Annotated in this window: 15 protein-coding genes and 1 other RNA gene; 6 read left to right on the plus strand and 10 right to left on the minus strand. The window is 65.8% G+C overall.

Annotated elements, in window-relative coordinates; genetic code table 11:
* Positions 1-53: 53 nt before the first annotated feature.
* Positions 54-3923, minus strand: coding sequence for a phosphoribosylformylglycinamidine synthase (gene purL, locus THITHI_RS0104380; protein ID WP_018231859.1), 3870 nt, complete (start codon positions 3921-3923; stop codon positions 54-56).
* Between the two features lie 129 nt (positions 3924-4052).
* On the opposite strand from purL, the gene ssrA reads away from it, so the two are divergent.
* Positions 4053-4414, plus strand: a transfer-messenger RNA (tmRNA) gene (ssrA, locus tag THITHI_RS20090).
* A 355-nt stretch (positions 4415-4769) separates the two neighbouring features.
* Complete coding sequence (locus THITHI_RS18420) at positions 4770-4994, plus strand: LAGLIDADG family homing endonuclease (protein ID WP_018231860.1); 225 nt, start codon at positions 4770-4772, stop codon at positions 4992-4994.
* 485 nt (positions 4995-5479) lie between these two features.
* Here the strand turns inward: THITHI_RS18420 and THITHI_RS0104390 are convergent, their stop codons facing one another.
* The 3 genes from THITHI_RS0104390 to THITHI_RS0104400 form a co-directional block, all read right to left on the minus strand.
* Positions 5480-6955 carry a mannose-1-phosphate guanylyltransferase/mannose-6-phosphate isomerase gene (locus tag THITHI_RS0104390; RefSeq protein WP_018231861.1) on the minus strand — a complete coding sequence of 492 codons (1476 nt, stop codon included), beginning with the start codon at positions 6953-6955 and terminating at the stop codon, positions 5480-5482.
* A 134-nt stretch (positions 6956-7089) separates the two neighbouring features.
* On the minus strand, positions 7090-8508 hold the full coding sequence (locus tag THITHI_RS0104395) for an undecaprenyl-phosphate glucose phosphotransferase (protein WP_018231862.1): 1419 nt from the start codon (positions 8506-8508) through the stop codon (positions 7090-7092).
* 213 nt (positions 8509-8721) lie between these two features.
* Positions 8722-9753, minus strand: coding sequence for a hypothetical protein (locus THITHI_RS0104400; protein WP_018231863.1), 1032 nt, complete (start codon positions 9751-9753; stop codon positions 8722-8724).
* A gap of 601 nt (positions 9754-10354) precedes the next feature.
* On the opposite strand from THITHI_RS0104400, the gene THITHI_RS0104405 reads away from it, so the two are divergent.
* From THITHI_RS0104405 to THITHI_RS0104415, 3 genes are read left to right on the plus strand one after another with little or no spacing between them, the layout of a single operon-like run.
* Complete coding sequence (locus THITHI_RS0104405) at positions 10355-11575, plus strand: hypothetical protein (protein ID WP_018231864.1); 1221 nt, start codon at positions 10355-10357, stop codon at positions 11573-11575.
* Positions 11576-11578: 3 nt separating this feature from the next.
* Positions 11579-13009 carry a hypothetical protein gene (locus THITHI_RS0104410; RefSeq protein ID WP_018231865.1) on the plus strand — a complete coding sequence of 477 codons (1431 nt, stop codon included), beginning with the start codon at positions 11579-11581 and terminating at the stop codon, positions 13007-13009.
* Positions 13010-13016: 7 nt separating this feature from the next.
* On the plus strand, positions 13017-13817 hold the full coding sequence (locus tag THITHI_RS0104415) for a WecB/TagA/CpsF family glycosyltransferase (RefSeq protein ID WP_018231866.1): 801 nt from the start codon (positions 13017-13019) through the stop codon (positions 13815-13817).
* 247 nt (positions 13818-14064) lie between these two features.
* On the opposite strand, the gene THITHI_RS0104420 is transcribed toward THITHI_RS0104415, so the two are convergent.
* The 3 genes from THITHI_RS0104420 to THITHI_RS20755 all read right to left on the minus strand — a co-directional run bounded on the left by THITHI_RS0104420 (position 14065) and on the right by THITHI_RS20755 (position 16766).
* A complete protein-coding gene (locus THITHI_RS0104420; RefSeq protein WP_018231867.1) occupies positions 14065-14982 on the minus strand; it encodes a glycosyltransferase family 2 protein in 918 nt (305 codons plus the stop codon).
* A 106-nt stretch (positions 14983-15088) separates the two neighbouring features.
* Positions 15089-16048, minus strand: coding sequence for a glycosyltransferase family 2 protein (locus THITHI_RS0104425; protein ID WP_018231868.1), 960 nt, complete (start codon positions 16046-16048; stop codon positions 15089-15091).
* Positions 16038-16766, minus strand: a complete 729-nt coding sequence (locus THITHI_RS20755) for an FkbM family methyltransferase (RefSeq protein WP_198005576.1) — start codon at positions 16764-16766, stop codon at positions 16038-16040. The genes THITHI_RS0104425 and THITHI_RS20755 overlap by 11 nt, the downstream gene beginning before the upstream one ends.
* Before the next feature lie 161 nt (positions 16767-16927).
* Between THITHI_RS20755 and THITHI_RS0104435 the strand changes: the two genes are divergently transcribed.
* The gene (locus THITHI_RS0104435; RefSeq protein WP_018231870.1) at positions 16928-18025 is read left to right on the plus strand and encodes a glycosyltransferase; all 1098 of its coding nucleotides are present in this window, start codon (positions 16928-16930) and stop codon (positions 18023-18025) included.
* On the opposite strand, the gene THITHI_RS19710 is transcribed toward THITHI_RS0104435, so the two are convergent.
* From THITHI_RS19710 to THITHI_RS0104450, 3 genes are read right to left on the minus strand one after another with little or no spacing between them, the layout of a single operon-like run.
* The gene (locus THITHI_RS19710) at positions 17958-19181 is read right to left on the minus strand and encodes a glycosyltransferase (protein WP_018231871.1); all 1224 of its coding nucleotides are present in this window, start codon (positions 19179-19181) and stop codon (positions 17958-17960) included. The genes THITHI_RS0104435 and THITHI_RS19710 overlap by 68 nt on opposite strands.
* Positions 19178-20158 (minus strand): glycosyltransferase, encoded by a 981-nt coding sequence (locus THITHI_RS18430; RefSeq protein WP_018231872.1) that lies wholly within the window; start codon positions 20156-20158, stop codon positions 19178-19180. Before THITHI_RS18430 ends, THITHI_RS19710 begins: the two co-directional genes overlap by 4 nt.
* The gene (locus THITHI_RS0104450) at positions 20148-21275 is read right to left on the minus strand and encodes a glycosyltransferase family protein (protein ID WP_018231873.1); all 1128 of its coding nucleotides are present in this window, start codon (positions 21273-21275) and stop codon (positions 20148-20150) included. The genes THITHI_RS18430 and THITHI_RS0104450 overlap by 11 nt, the downstream gene beginning before the upstream one ends.
* Positions 21276-21305: the final 30 nt, after the last annotated feature.

Here is a 21305-nt window from a genome sequence, read left to right on the forward strand (position 1 = left end):
CCCAATTCCCCCTTCTCACTTGAGTTCCCCCTTCCCAATTCACACTTCCGACTTCAACAACTCCATTCCCTCGCATTGCGGAACAGCCGCAGCCACGGCCCGTCCTCGCCCCATTCGGGCGGGTGCCAGGAATGCTGCACGGTGCGCACGACGCGCTCCGGGTGAGGCATCATGATGGTGACCCGGCCGTCACGGGTGGTAAGGCCGGTGATCCCGGCGGGAGACCCGTTGGGATTCTCCGGATAGTGCTCCGTGACCTGCCCGCGGTTGTCCACGTAGCGTAGCGCCACACCCGGCGCGGACGCGGCATCTCCGCCGTCGAAGACCACCCTGCCCTCACCGTGGGCCACGGCCACGGGCAGCCTTGAACCCGCCATGCCCGCCAGCAGGATGGACGGACTCTCTGTCACCTCCACGAGGGACAGGCGCGCCTCGAACTGCTCGGAGCGGTTGCGCAGGAAGCGCGGCCACTGGTCGGCCCCCGGGATCAGATCCTTGAGCTGCGAGAACATCTGGCAGCCGTTGCACACGCCAAGGGCAAAGCTGTCCTCGCGCTCGAAGAAGGCCTGGAAGACCTCCCGGCCCCGGGGATTGAAGAGGATGGAGCGGGCCCAGCCGCCCCCCGCGCCCAGTACGTCGCCGTAGGAGAAGCCGCCGCAGGCCGCCAGCCCGCGAAAACCCGACAGCTCCAGGCGGCCCGACAGAATGTCGGTCATGTGCACGTCCACGCTCTCGAACCCCGCCTTGTGGAAGGCGGCCGCCATCTCGATCTGGCCGTTCACCCCCTGCTCGCGGAGGATCGCCACCCGCGGGCGGGCACCGGTGTTCACGTAGGGGGCGACCACGTCCTCGCCCGGATCAAAGGCAAGCACAGGCGACAGCCCCGGATCGTCAACGTCGGAGATCCGCTCGAACTCCTCACGGGCGCAGTCCGGGTTGTCGCGCAGTGCCTGCATGCGGTAACTGGTCTCTGACCAGGCGGCCTGAAGCTCCGCCCGGGGTGCCCTGAACAGGTCCTGCCTGCCGTGGCAAAACCGAAGCTCATCGGCGTCATTGAGACTGCCGATCACGTGGCTGTGATGTCCCAGCTCCGCCTCGCGCAGCACGGAAAGCACCTCCTCGGTATTCTCGTGGCGCACCTGGATGACGATCCCCAGCTCCTCGGTAAACAGCGCCGCCAGCGGGTCCGCACCCAGATCATCCAGGTGCAGCGTCACGCCGGTGTGCCCGGCAAAGGCCATCTCGCAGACCGTCGCCATGAGTCCGCCGTCAGAGCGGTCATGGAGCGCCAGCAGATACCCGCCCCTGCTCAACTCGCGCACCGCCCCGAAACAGCGCACGAGCATGTCCGGATCATCCAGGTCCGGCGGGTGGTGGCCCACCTGCTTGTACGCCTGGGCCAGCGCCGAGCCCGCCAGGCGATTGCGCCCCTTGCCCAGGTCGACGAGGATCAGGTCAGTTTCGCCCGGCTCCGTGCGCAGCATAGGCGTGAGCGTGCGGCGGATGTCCGCCACCGGCGCGAACCCCGTGACGATGAGCGACACCGGCGCGGTCATGACCTGCTCGCCCGCCCCGTCCCGCCACACGGTCTTCATGGACAACGAGTCCTTGCCCACGGGGATGGCGATACCCAGCCGCGGACACAACTCCTCGCCCACCGCCTTGACCGTGTCGAACAGCGCCGCGTCCTCACCGGCATGTCCCGCCGCGGCCATCCAGTTGGCGGACAGGCAGATGCGTCCGATGCGATCGATGTCCGCGGCCATCAGGTTGGTGACGGTCTCGCCGATGGCCATGCGCCCGGAGGCCGCCGGATTCACCAGGGCGATGGGCGCGCGTTCGCCCATGGCCATGGCCTCGCCGGTGTAGCCGGTGTGATCCGTAGCGGTGACAGCCACGTCCGACACCGGCACCTGCCACGGCCCCACCATCTGGTCGCGCGCCACCAGCCCCGTGACGGTACGGTCGCCGATGGTGATCAGAAACCCCTTGGATGCCACCGAGGGCAGACGCAGCACGCGGTGCACCGCGTCGGCCGGATCCAGCCCGGCGGTCTCGAACTCCGGCTTGTGGAAAGTCTTGTGGTGCACCTCGCGCAGCATCTTCGGCGGCTTGCCCAGCAGCACCTCCATGGGCAGGTCCACCGGCTCGTTGCGGAACAGCCCGTCCCCCACCAGCAGGTGCTGGTCGGCCGTCGCTGTGCCGATCACGGCGAAGGGTGCACGCTCCCGCTCGCACAGGGCGGTGAAGGCGTCCAGGCGTTCCGGATCGATGGCCAGCACGTAGCGCTCCTGGGCCTCGTTGCACCAGATCTCCATGGGCGACATGCCCGGCTCGTCGGAGGGCACCGTGCGCAGCTCGATGGCACCGCCCCGGCCGGCGTCGTTGAGGATCTCCGGTACCGCGTTGGACAGCCCGCCCGCACCCACGTCATGGATGGACAGGATGGGATTGGCGGCACCCATGGCGGTGCAGCGATCGATGACCTCCTGGCAGCGGCGCTCCATCTCCGGGTTGCCCCGCTGCACCGACGCGAAGTCGAGATCCTCCGCGCTCTCGCCGCTGGCCACCGAAGAGGCCGCCCCGCCGCCCAGCCCGATGAGCATGGCCGGTCCGCCCAGCACTACCACCGGCGTACCCTCGGGCAGGGCATGCTTCTCCACGTGCTCGGGGCGGATGCTGCCGAGACCGCCGGCGATCATGATGGGCTTGTGGTAACCGCGCAGTTGGCTGCCGCCTGGGCCCGGCACCCGCTCCTCGAAGGTGCGGAAATAACCGGCCAGGGCCGGGCGGCCGAACTCGTTGTTGAAGGCCGCCGCGCCGATGGGCCCGTCCAGCATGATGCGCAGCGCGCTCTCGATGCGCCCCGGCCTGCCGTGATCCGTCTCCCAGGGCTGTTCGAAGCCCGGGATGCGCAGGTTGGACACGGAAAACCCCGTGAGCCCCGCCTTGGGCTTGGAGCCCCGGCCGGTGGCACCCTCGTCGCGGATCTCGCCGCCCGCACCGGTGGCTGCCCCCGGGAAGGGCGAGATCGCTGTAGGGTGGTTATGGGTCTCCACCTTCATGACGATGGGCAGATCCATCTCCTCGGCGCGGTAGGCGGCGGTGTCCGGGTCGGGCATGAAACGCATGCCGCGCGCGCCCTCCATGACCGCGGCATTGTCCCGGTAGGCGGACAGGATGCCCCGGGGCGAACGGGCATGGGTGTTGCGGATCATGGCGAAAAGGGTTTTCTCCTGCGCCTTGCCGTCGATGATCCAGTCCGCGTTGAAGATCTTGTGGCGGCAGTGCTCGGAATTGGCCTGCGCGAACATCATCAGTTCCACGTCGGTGGGCGCCCGGCCCAACGCGCCATAGGCCTCGGCCAGGTAGTCGATCTCCTCGTCGGACAGGGCAAGACCCATCTCCGCGTTGGTCCGCCTCAGCGCCCCTGGTGCGTCGTCCCCCAGCTCGATCACCCCCACCGGGGCGGGCTCATGGTGCAAGAACATCCGCTCGGCCTCGGCGACATCGAACAGCACCGTCTCGGTCATGCGGTCGTGGAGAAAACCGGCCAGCCGGCGCCGGACCTGCGCATCCGGACCGGGGCCCTCCAGCCGGTAGAAGATGCCCCGCTCGATACGCCGCACGGCCCCGTCCAGCCCGCAGTGGTGCGCGATATCCGTGGCCTTGCTGGACCAAGGGGAGACGGTGCCCAGACGGGGCACCACCAGGAAATCGAACTCCACCGTCCCCTCACCGGAGGTCTCCAGCAGGGCATCCAGCACCAGCCGCTCGGCCGCCGTCAGCGCCCGTTCCGGATCCACAAAATAGACGAAGCGCGCGGTGAGCCCCTGCACCGACGATTCGGCGTCCCGGAGCGTGCCCAGCAGGCGTTCGAGACGGAAGTCGGACAGGGCGGGCGCCCCAGGCAGAAACAGCATTGCAGACCCCAGGAAAGGCTGTGGATTGAAGGCCGCCTATGATACTGTAAAGGCCTGTCCGCGGCACCGTCGGAAGCGATGCCGGAGGGGAACTTCCGCGGACAGGGCTGGTCTATTCGAACAGCCAATGGGGGCGACCTGGCTTCGACGTGGGTCACGAAACCCGAGGTGCATGCCGAGGAGACAGCTTCCCTCGTAAAACCAGCTGTAACGCTATAGTTGCCAACGACGACAACTACGCTCTGGCTGCGTAAAACCAGCTGGACCTTCGACTGGACTTGCTTGTGGGTCCTACTTGAAGGTCATCGCACACAAGCTCGCGGAGCGGACTCGCCCGGGTCTTAACCGTTAAACCTGATCGGGATCGCGTCTGGGTATCCTGTCCGTCGGAGACTCAGTCGTAAAATTAAACGACGGCTCTAAGCATGTAGTATCCGAGGATGTAGGTCTCGCGGACGCGGGTTCGATTAACACAATGGTCGCCTCTACCCGTAAGGGTAGAGTGAAAACGGGGCTCACATCGGTGGACCCTACGGCAGGGCAACCTGCTACGGCAACACCGAGGGGTAGGAAGAGGGCCAACCTCAGGCCTGCCCTGTAGAGACTCATAGACCGGCTGAGTTCATGGGAACGGAGCCGGCACTAGGATTCGCGGAAACATTGCACCGCGGATAACACGCCCCGCATCCTGGAAACAGGATGAAGGTATAGTCCAGCCCATATCGAAAGATATGGATCACTGTCCCGCCGCCTCCACCAACCCTGAAAACCCTGGCCGGAAACGGCCAGGGTTTTTTTGTGGCGCTATACTCGGTCCCACAGGACATGGGCCAAAGGGTTACACGGATGAACCTTGAAGACCTGGCCGCGATACACGCCGCCTACATCGCAGGACTGATCGACGGGGAAGGCACCATCACCCTCACCCGAAAGCATCGAAACGAAAACCGTCAGCTCGCGGTAACCATCAGCAGCACGGAGCGAAATCTTCTGGAATTCGTCAAGGAAACCCTCGGCGTCGGAAAGATTACCCGGATTCGAAACCGCGGTGCTCAGCATCAAGCCGATTGACGATGGGTGATCATCTGCCTGACCGCGGATAGTCGGCGGGATATGCAGCCGCTGCTGGCGGGACGGCTGTTGGGGAGGTGACCGTCCCTGACCAACCCGCACCCACCTGCCTCTGCCAAATGCCTGCGATACGCTCGGTGTGACACGCTGGTGTCGCACTTTTTACCCAAGACGTCCGACGTCAAGATATGAAGACGCGCGCATTGGCAGGCCGCGGTCTTGTAGCGCCGCGGCCGAGGCACCCTGTTTCAGGCTCCTCAACGTTCCCGGCGGATGCGATCATCACGGAGGATCCAGGGACATCCGCGCGATGACCTACACCCCATGTAGGAGCCCACTCCCGTGGGCGATCCTGCCCAGGCCAAACCCCTTTCGCCCGGGGGACCGGGCTCCTACACGCGTGTGCCTCGATCCCCCTGTAGGAGCCCACTCCCGTGGGCGATCCTGCCCAAGCGAAACTCCCTTTCGCCCGGGGGACCGGGCTCCTACGAACGCCCGTAGGCATCCTCAAAACGCACGATGTCGTCCTCGCCCAGATAGGCCCCGGACTGCACCTCGATCAGTTCCAGCGGGATGCGTCCCGGATTCTCCAGGCGGTGCTTCACGCCGATGGGAATGAAGGTGGATTCGTTCTCGCTCAGCATGAATACCTCCCCGTCCCGGGTGATGCGCGCCGTACCGCGCACCACCACCCAGTGCTCGGCGCGGTGATGGTGCAACTGCAGGGAAAGCCTTGCCCCCGGCTTGACCGTGATGCGCTTGACCCGGAAGCGTTCCGCCGAATCGATGCACTCGTACGTGCCCCAGGGGCGCGCCACGCATCGGTGATCGAGGGCCTCCTCGCGATCCGCCTCGCGCAGGCGGTCGACGATCCGCTTCACATCCTCGGTGCGCGACTTGTCCATGACCAGCAGCGCATCGCCGGTCTCCACGATGATCAGGTCCTCCACACCCACCGCCGCCACCAGCCGCCGGCCGGCGTGCACGAAGGTGTTGCGCACACCCTCGGCAAGCACATCCCCGTGGAACACGTTGCCGGCCGCGTCCTGCCCGCCCGCCTCCCGGAGGGCGCTCCAGGAACCCACGTCGCTCCAGCCCGCATCCAACGGCACCACCACGGCCCGGTCGGTCTTCTCCATGACCGCGTAATCGATGGAATCCGCGCGGCAGCGGGCAAAGGCCTCCTCATCGACGCGCAGAAAATCCCGGTCCCGCTCCTGCCCGGCGAGCGCCTCCCGGCAGGCCTCCAGGATGTCCGGTGCGTGCCGCTCCAGTGCCTCCAGGTAAGCGGAGGCCCGGAACAGGAACATGCCGCTGTTCCAGAAGTAATCGCCCGAGGCCAGATACCGCCCGGCGGTCGCCGCGTCGGGCTTCTCGACGAACCCGGCCACTGGATACGGTCCGTGGTTTGAAGGCGGTCCGTTGTCAATTGTCCGTGGTCCGTCGCTTTTCAACAACTGACCACTGACCACTGACCACTGACCGCTCTTATCAACCCGTATGTATCCGTAACCCGTATGGGCGGACGCCGGCACCACCCCGAAGGTGACCAGCATCCCCGCCCTGGCCGGTTCCAGCCCAACGGACAGGGCCTTGTGGAAGTCCTCCACGTCCCGTATCACGTGGTCGGCGGGCATCACCAGCAGCATCGCATCCGACTCCGCCTGGCTCAGCGCGGCCAGCGCCACCGCCGGTGCCGTGTTGCGGCCCACGGGCTCCAGCAGGATCGTGCCCGGATCCTCCGACACCGTGCGAAGCTGCTCCGCCACCAGGAAACGGTGCGCTTCGTTGCACACCACCAGGGGGGCACCGACACCGGGATACCCGCGGATGCGCTCCACGGTGGACTGCAGCAGCGTGCGATCCTCCCGGACCAGGGGCAGGAACTGCTTCGGATACAGTGCCCGGGACAAGGGCCATAAACGGGTACCCGACCCACCGCTGAGAATGACAGGAATCACAAAGGAGGCTCCTTAAAGGCTGTCAGTTGTCAGTTGTCCGTTGTCCGTTGTCAGTTGTTGAAAGCGACGGACCACGGACCACGGACAACGGACCGCCTTTAAACAACTGACAACTGACAACTGACAACGGACCATCAATAAACATTTCTGCCCACGAACCCCTTGAAGACCGTGAGCAGGATGATCTTCAGGTCGAACCAGATCGACCAGTTCTCGATGTAGTACAGGTCGTGCTCCACCCGTTTGCGCATCTTCTCCAGGGTGTCGGTTTCGCCCCGGTAGCCGTTGATCTGGGCCCAGCCGGTGATTCCCGGCTTTACCTTGTGGCGCTGCATGTAGTGGTCCACGTGCTCCTTGTAGAACGCGTTGTGCGCCAGCGCGTGGGGGCGCGGACCCACGATGGAGATACGGCCCTGCAGCACATTGACGAACTGCGGCAGCTCGTCCAGGCTCGTTCGCCGCAGGAAGGCGCCGAACGGTGTCACCCGGGCATCGTTCCTGCGGGCCTGGGTGACCCGGCCGTCCTCCTCCCGGTGTTCCACCATGGTGCGAAACTTGTAGATGCGCATCTCGCGGCCGTCCCAGCCGTGGCGCGTCTGCCTGAACAGGACAGGGCCGGGGGAACTCAGTTTGACCCCGACGGCGATGACCACCAGCAGCGGACTGACGAGCACGAGGATCAACAGGGCGAGGATCCTGTCCTCGAGCCCCTTGATCAGCCGGTTGAACCCCTCCATCGGCGACATGGAGAGATTCATGACCGGCAGGCCGGCCACGTCGGTGACCGAGTGATTGATCAGGCGGAGCCCGAACAGGTCCGGCACAAAGCGGATGTCCACCGTGGCATGGCGCAGCGCATACAGCAGATCGCGGACCTTCTCCTCCTCCTTGAGGGGCAGGGCGAGCCAGACCTGATCCACCGGCTCCCTCTCCACGTACGCCGGCAGATCCCCGATGGAACCGATCACGGGATAAGGGCCCACCCCTGTCTCCGGGGGCCCATCGGGATCAGAGAAGAATCCCGCGACCTGAAGTCCCGTCCACGGCGCCGCGCTGATACGCGCCGCCACCTCCCGGCCCAGTTCGTCGGCGCCGACGATGACGATCCTCCGTTGATTGAAGCCGCGCGCCCGCATCCATTTCAGCAGCCTTCGCAGCAGGATCCGGCTGGCGATGAGCCCGAACCACGCCAGGGCGGCCCATATCAGCGCCCAGCCCCGGGAATAGGTCTCCCCCATCTTGATCACGAAGGCGATGAACACCAGCGCGGCCACCACCGTCGCCCAGGACAACGTGATCAGGCGCAGCTCCTCGATCAGGGAAGCGCCGCGCCATGCCCTGTAGACGTGGAACCGCGGGAACACCAGGGCCGCGAGCAGCACCCCGACGAGAATCGCCGCCTCGTAGAAGCCGGGAAGCGACGGCCTGCCCAGGTAGATCCAGTGGGCGAGCCAGCCGGTCAGGGCGATCCACACCCAGTCGCACACGTGCAGCAGCACACTGAGTGTGCTGGAGTATTCCTTCAGTACACCCCGCAGCGATCCGGTTGCCATCAGGCAGGCCTCTTCACGGCACGGGCCTTGCGGTCCGCAACCCTACGGCTTGCCCCGCCTCCCGGGACGCCGAAGCGGAAACGGCCCCGCGCTTCGACGAGCGCTGTCATGCTGTCACCCGGCTTGCTCAAGCCTCCCTCCTCGCCAGTGTGGTGTCCGGGGCGCGTTGTGCGAACCGGCGACGGCGTCTGACGTCACTGCTCCGCGGCACCGTCACAACCAGTAGGCGTGCCGGATGATGTCCATCGGTTCAACATGAACCCCCGGAACCGTTTCCAGATGCATCATGAGCGCCGTTTCATGCAGCGCGGCCAGCGCGCCGACGCGCTTGTGAAGAGGATACCCCGTGTCCGGCGCCCCGGCGAGGAACCGCACCAGGTCCTCCCCGTATCTGCGCACCCGGTCCTCCAGCCCCTCGGGTGCGACCACGGCCGACTGCCCGATGCCCGTGCGGAGCAGGAACAGGTAGTCGAAATCCAGGCAATAGGGAACGTCCTCCAGGAAAGGATACCGGCTCAGGTCCCCGAGACATCGTTCAAGCAGGGGCTCGGCGTGCCTGTAGGGCCGACCCAGCACGTGATTGATCCAGTGGACATGCACCACGCCTCCGATATCGCCATGGGCGGGGTCATGGCGGGCACGGTAGCACAGGCGAAAAAGGGCCTGAAGCGGTTCACTGCGATAGGCCCGCAGCAATCCCGTCCCGTCCGCGATCAGGTGCCTGTCGCAGGCCGCCATGATTTCGCCGACCAGACCTTCCTCAACGGTGCCCCCGGGATCATGGCGCGCGAAGTTGAGCAGGATCGCCGGAACGCCCCCGATCCAGTGACTCACCCGCCAGGTGTGATGCGACCAGGCCCGCGGCCATCTCGGCAGCATTCGAGCCCGGTCGATGAGTCGATCCGCATCGAGATCGATCGCCCCGAGTGTCTCCCCGCGATGATCGTGGCCGGACAACGCCAGCAGATTGAGCGCGCCAAGCAGATAGGCCGACAAGTGGGGGCGCAGGGTCGCGCCGTGTCCTGACCGGCCGGCCAGCGGTGCCTCGGCCACCGCCTGCGCAAAGGCCTGCGCACCGGCGGGCGGAACATCGCCCAGCGTGCCCGTCAACGCCCGGCAATACACATAATCGGCATGCGCCAGATAGCCCGACGGCGTCGTCTCGATCCGCCCCCCGTCCTCCCAGAATGCGTTCACATCCCGCGGGGCCCAATCCTGCCAGCGACGAAGGTCCATGAACGTCATCCGGTCATCCGCGCCGCGGGCCTGCCCCTGTCTCCGGAGGCCCTACTGCGCATCACGGTCCTGCCGTCCCCGCTTCGCCTGTATCGTAAGCACGCGATCCACCCGACTCCTGCACCTCGTCCCCGGGACACGGGGTGTCGCTCATCTTACCGTACGGACCCGTGTCCGCAACGTCCCGGCCTTCCTGCCCATGACGTGTACGACAACACCCCCGCTGTGTAGGAGCCCAGTCCCCTGGGCGATCCGGCCCAGCACGGTGGATCATCCTTCGCCCGGAGGACCGGGCTCCTACGGGAAGACCCCGCAGCCGCAGGCCACCTTGCCCATGGCGTGTACGACAATGCCCCCGCAGTGCAGGAGCCCAGTCCCCTGGGCGATCCGGCCCGGCACCAGTGGATCATTCTTCGCCCGGGGGACCGGGCTCCTACGAGGAGGCCCTGCATCGCAGCAACCCTCCGGATGAACAACCTGTCGAGAGGTCACAGCTGGCGCACGCGCGATGGCGACCGGTCGCGGCAATGTGCGCCCGCCTGCGTGCGTCGCCACGACACACGAGACCTAACCACCTGACTTTCCTGCATATGCATGGCAGACTACGAACGTGCAGACCACCCCCGATCAAGTCACCCGTTACGAACAGCACGGGCATGGCGCAACGCCCTGGCTTGCGGTGCCGATCCTGCTTGTTCTAAGCGCCCTGATGGTGCTGGGCGGCACCCTTGTTTTCTATCTGACCGGCGACCACTACGAACAGCGCATGACGCGCGTGTGGGATGGCGCGGGTCTGACACCTGCCGGAAGCGTCACTCAGTACGAGCAGGGGGGCCTGGTGCTGCCCCTGCTGGACTTTCGGCAGCAAGTCAGCGTGGAACTCCCGGTCGGGACACTGTCCACGGAACACTACGACACGCTGGAATTTCACGTCTCGGGCCAGGGACGCATCCGTTTCGAACTGGCCTGGTCCGATGCCACCGCGCCGGGAAACATCCGGTCCATCTGGCTGCCCCCGATCGCCGAAGGGACGCAAACGATCGACCTGGGCAACGAACCCGTCTGGCGGGGCACCATCGGGGATCTCTTCCTGCTGATGCGGGGCCCCGTCACCGAAACGATGATCCTGCACAAGATCCGGCTGCAGCCGGTCGAGCCGTCCGCGGGCCGGCTGTTGCAGCAGATGTGGCGGGAATGGACGGCATTCGAGGGCTGGCGTACCCATTCGATCAACTTCATCGTGGGCGGCAGCCGCGCCCCGTTGATCTCCCCCGTTCCGGCGTCCGCCGCATGGGTGGCACTGAGCATGGTGCTCTACGCCCTGTGGGTGCTGTTTCGCCGACAACCTTTTCACCTGGCGCCATTGGCGGTCATCTTCCTGGCCGGCTGGCTTGCGCTGGACATTCGCTGGCAGGCGGATCTCCTGCGCCAGTTGCAGATGACCCACTCCCAGTTCGCCGGCAAGGACTATCATGAGAAACGGCTGGCATCCCCTGACCGCGACCTCTATCGCTTTGCGGAACAGGTCAAGAACCATCTGCCCCCTGATCCCGCACGCCTGTTCCTCGTTCCACCCTCGAACCGGCAGGAACACTATTACCTCCGCACCCGCCTGCACTACCTGCTCCTGCCGCACAATGTCGGCTCCGTCTGGGACAGGCCTCCCGCGCCGGAGCACACACGTGCCGGCGATCACCTGCTCGTCCTGCGCCCCCATCCGCGCGTGAGCTTCGACCATTCGACCGGGCGCCTGCACTGGGATCAAAGCCGGGAACTCGCCGTCGAGCGACTGATGGCACATCCCACCGGGGATCTGTACCGGGTGCGATAGCGCATGGAGACCCTCCGCCTGTCGATCGCATCCCTGCTTCCCCTGGTCCTCGGCATCGCCTGGCTGCGCGGGATCTGGCACGCTGACACGCCCGGGGCCTGGCCGGCCATCCTGGGCTACGGATACATCCTGGGCATGGTGGCGACCGCCCTGGTCATGCTGGCGCTTGACACGCTGGGCGCCCCTCAGCATTTCGCGCTGATCGCAGGCGTGCTGGGTGTCCTGACGGCCGCCGGACTGTGGGCCACGCGGCGCCGCCCGGGCACCGTTCCCGCATCGACGGAGGTCCTGTTCACGGACCCGACACGGGCCGTTCCCTGGCAACGCGTCGTCATGGCACTCCTGCTGGGCCTGATCGCGCTGCGCTTCGCCGGTTTTGCCCTGGAGATCGCATGGCGTCCGCTGTTTCCCTGGGATGCCTGGATGAACTGGGCGCTCAAGTCGCGGGTGTGGTTCGAGCACGGCCAACTGGTGCCCTATATCTCGCCCTCCGAGTGGATGACAGGCACCGACCGTTCCGCCTACACCGGCTCCACGCTGCACAACACCCACTACCCGCCGCTCGTTCCCCTCATTCAACTCTGGATGGCCCTGGGCGCCGGATACTGGAGCGAATCCCTGATCAATCTTCCCTGGCTGCTGTGCGGCATCGCGCTGGTGCTGGCCTTTTACGGGCAGGCCCGTGCCCTGGGGGCGTCCCCGCTCGTGGCCCTGATCTTCTGCTACCTGCTGGCGTCCATGCCGTTCATCGGTATCCATGTGGCACTGGCGGGTTATGCGGAACTCTGGCTGGCCGCATTGTATGCGCTGGCGGCCATGGCCTTTCTGCACTGGGCCGCAACCCGTCACCCCGGTCAGGGCATCCTCGCCATCGCGTGTATCGCCGCCCTGCCCTTCGTCAAGCAACCCGGCATCGCATGGGCCGTCACCTTCATTCCCGCCCTGCTGGTCGCGGCGCTGCCTTTCCGGTGGCTTGCCGTCGGCACGGTCATCGCGGGCGGCACGCTGGCCGCCTTTTATTTCACGACGGGTATCGCGCTTCGCCTGCCCCAGATCGGCAAGATCGTCCTGAGCCCGGACCGCGTCCGGCTGCCGGGCTACACCGGTGACGGCTTCACCTTCTATCCGGTATGGGATCCGTTCGTGCAGAACCTTTTCGTGCTCGCCAACTGGCATCTGCTCTGGTTCCTGGTGCCAGTCCTGCTGGCTGCGGCGCTGCCGTCTCTGGCCCGCAGCCGCGAACTTCGCGCGGGGCTCACGCTTGCACTGACCGCACTCGCGTTCCTGTTCGTCGTGTTCTTCTTCACCCGGCGTTACAGCGTCGAAGCCCTCAACTACACGACCATCAACCGCGCCATCATCCACATGGTCCCCGCGCTGCTTTTTGTCGCAATGATGTCGATCCGCCGTGTACGGATCCCGTTTCGGGAATGACAGCAGGATGACGGAGTCGACACAGGCGCACCGGGAGGAACAGCGGGAACACGGATGGGTAACCCTCCCCGCCATCCGCATCGGAGGCATGCGCATCGTGACCGCCTCACGGAGCGCGCTGGCCGGGGCAATGGTGGCGGACTGCCTGGCGGCGCGGCGCCCCGATCCCCGCCCGCGCCTGATATTCAGCGCAAACGGTCATGCCCTCTCCCTGCGGGAAACGGACAGCGCCTATCGCGCCGCCGTGGATCAGGCGGATGTCATTCACGCGGACGGCGGCTTCCTGGTGACCGCATCGAGACTGCTTGCATCCACGCCCATCGCGGAACGCAGCGCCACCACCGACATGATCCACGACTGCGCCGCGCAGGCCGCCGCCCACGGCCTGTCCTTCTATCTGCTTGGCGGGACCGAAACGGTCAACGCCGCCTGTGCCCGCATCCTGGCCGACACCTACCCGGGGCTCGCAATCGCCGGACGGCGGCACGGTTACTTCTCTCCCGAGGAGGAGGACGACATCGTTGCCGGGATCAATGCGGCGCAGCCCGACGTCCTGTGGGTCGGGCTCGGAAAACCCGGGGAGCAGCTTTTCAGCGTACGTCACCGGGACCGGCTGTGCGCCGGATGGCTGGTCACCTGCGGGGGATGCTTCAACTTCGTCACCGGAGACTACCGGCGGGCGCCCGCGTGGATGCGCAACCACAATCTGGAATGGCTGCACCGCATGCTGAGCCAACCGCGCAAACTGTTCCGGCGCTACCTGCTGACCACGCCCCACGCCCTATGGCTGGTGCTGACGCGGCGTTGACCCGGGCTGCGGGTCCGCCGGCCCCCTCGCCTATGGCTTGAAAGACAAACACCCCCCACACCGTAGGAGCCCAGTCCCCTGGGCGATCCGGTCCGGCATCGGTGGGTCATTCTTCGCCCGGAGGACCGGGCTCCTACGGGAAGAATCCTGCATCGCAGCAACCAGCCGGATGAACAACCTGTTGCCGGATATCTGACCACCCTTCAACTGCGGCCGCCGATCTGCGCGCTGTGGCGGAGCGTACTCGCTACGAACGGCGGGGAGATATCCGGGCCAGGTAGAAATCGGCGATGCGCCGGTAGGCGCCGGCCGGGAACAGGATCTGCATGGCGATGACCATCGCGAGCCGCGGCCTGTAGCACCGGTGCCCGACGGCGGACGCATAGAGCGTCAGTGCCTTCCAGAGCCTTCCCGATCGGGCATACGACTTTGCAAGGAACCATCCCCGGTGGCCATGGTACGCACGCACCGGAATCTCGCTCCTGATGCCCTCCAGCCAGCGCAGCCGGACCTCCGGCACCGATCGCGCCGAAATTCTTTCCGGGTCCGCCACGTCCCGCCAGACGACCGACGGTTCGGCAAGCAGATGAAAGTGCATCCCGTGAAGGTAGAGCCGGATGGCGAAATCCGTGTCCTGACCGTAGGGCAGTCCCTCCAGGTACCGGACTTCGCGGGCGACAGGCGTGGGCACCACCAGCGAGGACGTGGCCACGAAACCGCGTTCGCAGAGCAGGTACTCGGCCATGTGTTCCCCGGGCGCGAGCCCCCGCGGTGGTTTCAGGTTCGTCCTGCCGCCGCCTCGGTCGACCAGTACCCGTCCATGAACGACGGTTTCGGGTGACACGCGCAGGACCGCGGCGACGCTTTCCAGATGGTGCGGCATGAACCGGTCATCAGAGTCGAGAAAGGCGATGTATCGCCCATGCGCCGCGTCGATCCCCCGGTTCCGGGCGGTATTGGCACCGCTGTTATCCTGCCGGATCAGGCGAATGCGGCGGTCCCCGAGCGCTTCCAGCACGGCGTCCGGGTTGTCGTCCGAGCCGTCGTCCACGACGATGATCTCGAAATCCCGGCACGTCTGCGCCAGCACCGACCGGATGGTCTCACCCAGGAGGTGCGCACGGTTATAGACGGGTATCACAACCGTGAAAAGCGGCTCGCTCATGTCCGCCAAGAGATCCCACCCTCTCCCGGGCATCGGGCATGCAGGCCCGATGACGCCTGATGCGGCGCCATGGATGCGCCCTTCCCTGTATTCGCGTCGTCCCGCATCAACCCCCCTGAACGTGGCGGTAGTTCTCCAGCTTCCATCCCAGCAGACCGCTCAGCACCCCGAGCTGCGTGGACAGGTATTGCAGCAGATCGACCCCCACATACCTGCGCTGCCCCCGGATGAACCGCCACACCTGCTGCAACGCCCGGACGTTCTGATACCCCGCGAAGGCGAGAAGGTACACGACGGCCTGAAAACGCGGGCGCAGAATGAGATGCATCCTCGCCAGGGCATTGCCGTGACACAGCGCGCGCCTGAACACCCAGCGCCGGGTCAGCCGCTCCTCGGGAACACGCTCCGTCAGCCGCGCGGCATTGTGCCAGTGAATCGAATATCCAAGCCGATTCAACTGGATGAAGTAAAGCTCGTCTTCTCCCCCCGTGAGCGCCAGGCGGTGATCAAAGCGCAGTCCGGAACGCCGGATCACGTCAGTCCGGATCAGGACATTGCCGCTCGCCGCGCGGGGCACTGCCTCGCCGTCACGGTACGCCTTTCGCCGGAAGATGCTTGCGTGCGCCACCCATGGCGGCGCCGAATCGGGGAATGCGCGCACCACCGGCCCTGTCACCACGTCCGCCCGGTATGCGCGCTGCGCCTCGAGCAGCGCGTGCAGCCACAGGGGATCCGCCACCTCGTCATCGTCAATGAACGCCAGGAAGTCGCATGCCTCGTCCGCTGCCGCCCTGTCCAGCGCCCGGTTTCGCGCCTGGCTGATGCCTCGCTCCGGCACCGGCAGGTAGGTCAGCGGGAACGGGAAACCGGGCGCCAGGGCATCGAACACCGGGCGGGCGCAACCCTCGGCATCGTTGTCGATGAGATACACCCGCAGGGTCACCCCCGGCGTGGAGATCTCCTGTGCGGCGATGCTCTCCAGTGTGCGCCGCAGGCTGCGCGGACGCCGAAAGGTGGGGATGAACAGGCTGACCGCGATCCGGCCTTGTGGGACATCAGGTTTCATTGACGTAGAGGAAATCCCCGAACCAGTCGTCTCTCGGCACATGCGCCCGCTGTCTGAAGCCATGGCGGATCAGGTACTCATGGACCGGCTGATAGAGGGACTGACCATGATAGACCTCCCGGTGCTCGAGTTCGGCGATGATATAGCGCACGGTGGAGATGCGCTCGCCCAGACCCCGCAATGCCTGCATGCCCGCTCCCTGCACATCCATGCAGATCAGATCGATCGATCCGATGCCCTGTTCCCTGCAGTACGTGTCCAGCCTGATTGCCGGTACCCGGACCCGGGTCTGGTCATAGCGCTGAAGGTAATCATCCCGTGCGCGGAAGCACGACGATGCGCCGATGTTGGTGACCGGATTGCCCCGGCCGTCCGTGATCTCCCGGCCGTCCGCCCACCGGGAGGCCGTGACCGGATAGAACGTGATCTCGGTATCCTCGTCCCATACGGCCGCCTCCACCAACCGGATACGCCGCCGCCAGCGCAGGTTACGGCGGCACATCCGGACCGCCTCCGGATTGCATTCGAACGCCGTGACGTCGGCGTGGAAATGGTCTCTGAGCCGAACCGAGTCATGACCATCCCTGGCGCCCAGCTCGAAGATGCGCCTTACTTTCGCCGAGTCGATCCGTGCCGTAAACTCCCGTGCCAGATAGTCCGAATGGCCAACCGTTGACCGGAATCCCATGCGGGTAAGATACCAGGGCCTGGCGCTCATGAGTTTCGTGACTCTGCCGTAATGGAGAGGATGCCGGAATTCTCCCACAGCGGGATGGATGCCTCCACATGCGCGAGCTGACATTGCCGCAGCATGCGCCCGGCACCGGCGTGTGCAGATGCGCCGCGCCTTTGAATCGACAGGACCCGCCAGGCCCGCACATGGACAACCCCGTACCACTGCATATCTACGGCGGCTTCGGCGCCCCCTGCGGTTACAAGACCCATACGCTGTCGTTCGCCAGGGCATTGGCGCGCATCCGCCCGGTCCGGCTGCGTCTGCTGGGCGAACGGCTGGTGCCGTCATCGCTGCCCGACGACCTGCAAGGTCTGTTGGAACAGGATCAGGACACCCTTCCCGACATCGGCCTGTACATCGGCGGCATGCATGATTTTCCCCGGCTGCCGGGCCGGTTTCGCATCGGCTATGCCGTGTTCGAGACGACCCGGCTGCCCGAGCGGCTGCTGCGCGCCTTCGACGGACTCGATCAGATCTGGGTACCCACCACATGGTGCCGCGCGCAGTTGATCCACAACCGGATCGACCCGGCGCGCATCCGGATTGTCCCGGAAGGGGTGGATACCGGCACCTTCTCCCCCGGTATCGAACGCCGGGCCGGGGACGGGACGCCCTTTCGCTTCCTGTGCGTCGGCAAGTGGGAGACGCGCAAATGCCAGGAGGAACTGATCCGCACCTTCGTCCGGACGTTCGGCCCGGACGAGAACGTCGAGCTGATCATCCACGGGCACAATCCCTTCATGCCCGGCTTCTCCCTGGAACATGCGATCACCCGGGCCCGGGGCCGCACCCGGCATCGGATCATCGCCAGTCCCCCGCTGTCGGAAGCCGAGCTGGTGAATCTTTATCGCCGCTGCGATGCACTGGTACTGCCCACCCGCGGCGAGGCCTGGGGGCTCCCCATCACCGAGGCCATGGCCTGCGCCCTGCCGGTCATCGCCACCGCGCATGGCGGTCCGCTGGATTTCCTGCACGACGACCACGCCTACCCGCTGCCCGTCTCCAGGCTCAGGCGTGTCCGCGACCGCTCGAACTTCCGCCCCGGCCGCCACTTCGGACGCTGGGCCGAACCCGACTGGAAGGCACTGTCGTCAATCATGCGCCACGTGGTCGAGCATCCGCTTCAGGCACGTGCCGTCGGGGCCCGGGCAAGGCGGTATGCCGAGCAGCACCTCACCTGGCACCACGCGGCGGAAAAGGCGGCACGCGTCCTGAAGGATCTGCCCAGTACCGCTCCCTGAGACGCGATGCCGCCGCAGCGCACATCTCGCGGCGCGCCTGCGCGTCCGCCAGCAGGTGGAGCACCGCGTCGGCGAATCCCTGCGCCGATGCGGCGATCGCCAGATGACCGGTGTCGAAATCCAGACCTTCCATGCCCATGGGCGTGGTCACGACTGCCCTGTGATGGGCGATGGCCTCCAGAATCTTGATGCGCGTACCACCTCCGGCGCGCAACGGGCAGATGGCCACGTCCGCGGCCCGATAGATCCCGGCAAGGTCCTCCACGTACCCGTGCACGGTCACCGATGGATCCTCCGCCAGCTCACGGGCCAGCTTCCGGCGTACCCCCGCGCCCACCACGTGAAACCGGATCGGTCCGGCAAACCGCGTCTTCACCTCTGGCCAGATCTCCCGGAAGAACCAGCGCACCCCGTCCCGGTTGGGCAGATAGCCCATGGAGCCCACGAACAGGATCGCGGCCTCCCGGGACACGGCCCGCTGATCATTCTCCACGATGTCACCCACATAGCGATTGGGAAAAACCTCCACATGGTCCGAACCGAACACCTCCGACAGACCCTGGCGATCCACATCGGAGCAGACGAAGACCCGGTCCGCCGCCGGGACCCAGCGGGCCTCATCCTGGCGGTAGGCCTCGGCCATCCGGAGATAGCGCCGCTCTTGGGCGCGGCCGCCCTCCCGGCCGGCCAGCCTTGCAATCCGGCCATGGCAACGGGACTCCCAGTCATCGAGATCGAGCCACAGCGCCCGCCCGCGCGCCCGGACGGGCAGGCGCGACAGCACCGGCATCATGTAGAGCCTGAACACCAGGACGATGTCCGCACCGCTGATAAGCGCCCGCGCCTTCGCCGGCACCGTGAGGTCTTTCATCGCAGCGCGGGGGCCGCCGTCGACGGGCCACCGGGACCTCAATGCCCGCGGCAGCCGCCGGAGCACCCGTCGCAACCATGCGCCCGCGCCGCGGTCCGGGCTGAGCATGAAGTCATCGCGCACCCATGCGCGCACTTCCGGCGAGAGGGGTTCCGGATCCCCTCTCAGGAGCACGATCGCGTATTCCTCCGACAGGAGCCGGATCCACTGATATGCGCGCATCCGCCTGCCCGCCCCCGTCGGCTTCGGTGTCACGGGCGAAATGAACACCAGCGTCTTCTTCATCGGGTCAGGCGCTCCCGCAGCGACGTCAGCCGGCGGGCGAGTCCGTGGCGGACCCGGTCCGGCACTCCGGCCAGCACCCCCCAGGCATCCCTCGCGCGATAGCCCATCATGCGGATGAGGTCGGTCCCGCCATCGTCGGGCAGAAACCGGCGTGCAATCAGATTGAAGGTCGTGTCCACGTCGCGAATGCGCCGCTCCGTGATCAGTCCATGGTGAAAGCGCGAGAACTCCGTGCGGTGCCGGTCCCACCACAGGTGATTCCAAAGGTGAATACTGCACACGCCCCGGTGGTCCGTCACCACGTTCTCGAACAGATCCGCCAGACCTTCTCTCGTCCACATGTACCTGTAGAACGTGGCCTCCGGCTCCACGTGAACCCAGTCCGGGTGGGCCTCACTGATCTCATGGGGCAGGTAACAGGAATGATTGCTCCAGGTGCCGTCGAAGTATTCCGGCATCTTCACCAGCCACTCCCTGAGGAAGCGCGCATCCTTTCGGCCCATGAAAAAGGCATTGCACAGGGAAGGACGCGACACCTGTCGCACGGGACAAAACACATCCCGCTCCCGGCCGATCACGAACTCCTTGCGGTACAGATGCTCCGGAAGCGGATTGACGAACAGCGTATCCATGTCCGCGTACACACCGCCGCACTCCAGCACCTTCTCCACCCGGATGAAATCCGCATGATGCGCATAGCTGTAGCGATGGTGTCCGGACAGACGCCCGTAGTGCGACTCGAGATCCCGGTTGAGCGGCACCCTGACCAGCGTCAGATGCGGGCGCATCAGATCCCAGTAACGCCCGTAGGGCAAGTAGTGATAATAGAAATAGATCCTCTCCGGCCGATTCACCTCCAGACAGGATCTCAGGCACAGGTAGAAGACCAGATGGAACTGCTCGCGCTGCTTCCGCAGGCCGAACACAAAGTGAAAGACACGGGGGATCGTATCCCCATCGGCCGGATCAGCGGACATGGGCCGAAAGCAAGGTCATGAGTTCCTGCGTAACCACGGAAGCGTCGAAACGGCGTTCAATATGGCGCTGCAGTGCCGCGTTCGGGCCCGCGGGCATCGCCTGCATCTTCGCCACGGCATCCCCGATTTCGGCCTGCGCCCAGCACTGCTGTTCACTGTACGAGCCGCGCCCCCTGGGATCAAACACCGGCACCATCTCGTACGCCACCAGAAACGCCAGGTCGGGGGGCAGATAATTGAGCGGACCGCCATAGCCCGTGATCAGCACCTGGTTGCCGGCCCGGGCCGCATCGAAGGCGCCCATACCCCACCCCTCACCGTGGGTGAGCGAGACAAAGCAATGGGCCTGCGCATGCAGGGCCCCGATCTCCGCCGCGGACAACTCCTCATCGATCAGATGAACACGGGCCGGGTTGCGGAACTTCTTCAGGATCCTGCCAAGCGCGCGGGCGGTGGACGGTCGATACCGCCAGAAACCCCGCCTGGTCAGATCATGCCGGCCGGTCTTCACCACAAGCAGCGTGTCGTCGTCGCCGGTGAAAGCCTGAAGGTAGGCCTCGATCGTCTGCCACAACGCCTTGCGCCAGGTCCAGGCGTTGATCGTATAGAACACCATATCGGCCGGCCTCGCCGGCAACGAAAGCGCCGCACCACCGGAGGTCACCGGTTCTGAGATATGGGGCACCACCTCGATCGGCACCCTCACCCCGCACCGCCTCATCACCTCCCGGTTCCAGTGGCAGGGCACCAGCAGGAGATCCACGCCATTGAGCAGATCCGGCCAGTGGTCCGGCAACCGGTCCGTCTCCCAGGTCGTATACCCCACCAGGAACCGGTCCGGCTCAAGTTTGCGCCAGTACGGAAAATACTCCGGCACCGCATGGACGATCACCGTGTCATAATCGATATCCCGCATGCAGAGCCGATCCAGCGCCGGATTCGTACGGCTCGGCTCCTTACGAGGCCCGTACCACAACCCCGGCTCCGTCCCGCCTCCCGGAGACAGCGGCGTCCAGGTCACCGCCACCCCCGCATCCACCAGCCCCGCAACGTAACGGCTGGCCGAAATGCCGTAGCCGCTTCTCTCATTGAGCGAGATGTACCTGATGCCTTTCAACCGGTCACCGCTAATCCACCCCATGGGGGT

The organism is Thioalkalivibrio thiocyanodenitrificans ARhD 1 (assembly GCF_000378965.1).
In the GTDB taxonomy this organism is placed as follows: domain Bacteria; phylum Pseudomonadota; class Gammaproteobacteria; order Ectothiorhodospirales; family Ectothiorhodospiraceae; genus Thioalkalivibrio_A; species Thioalkalivibrio_A thiocyanodenitrificans.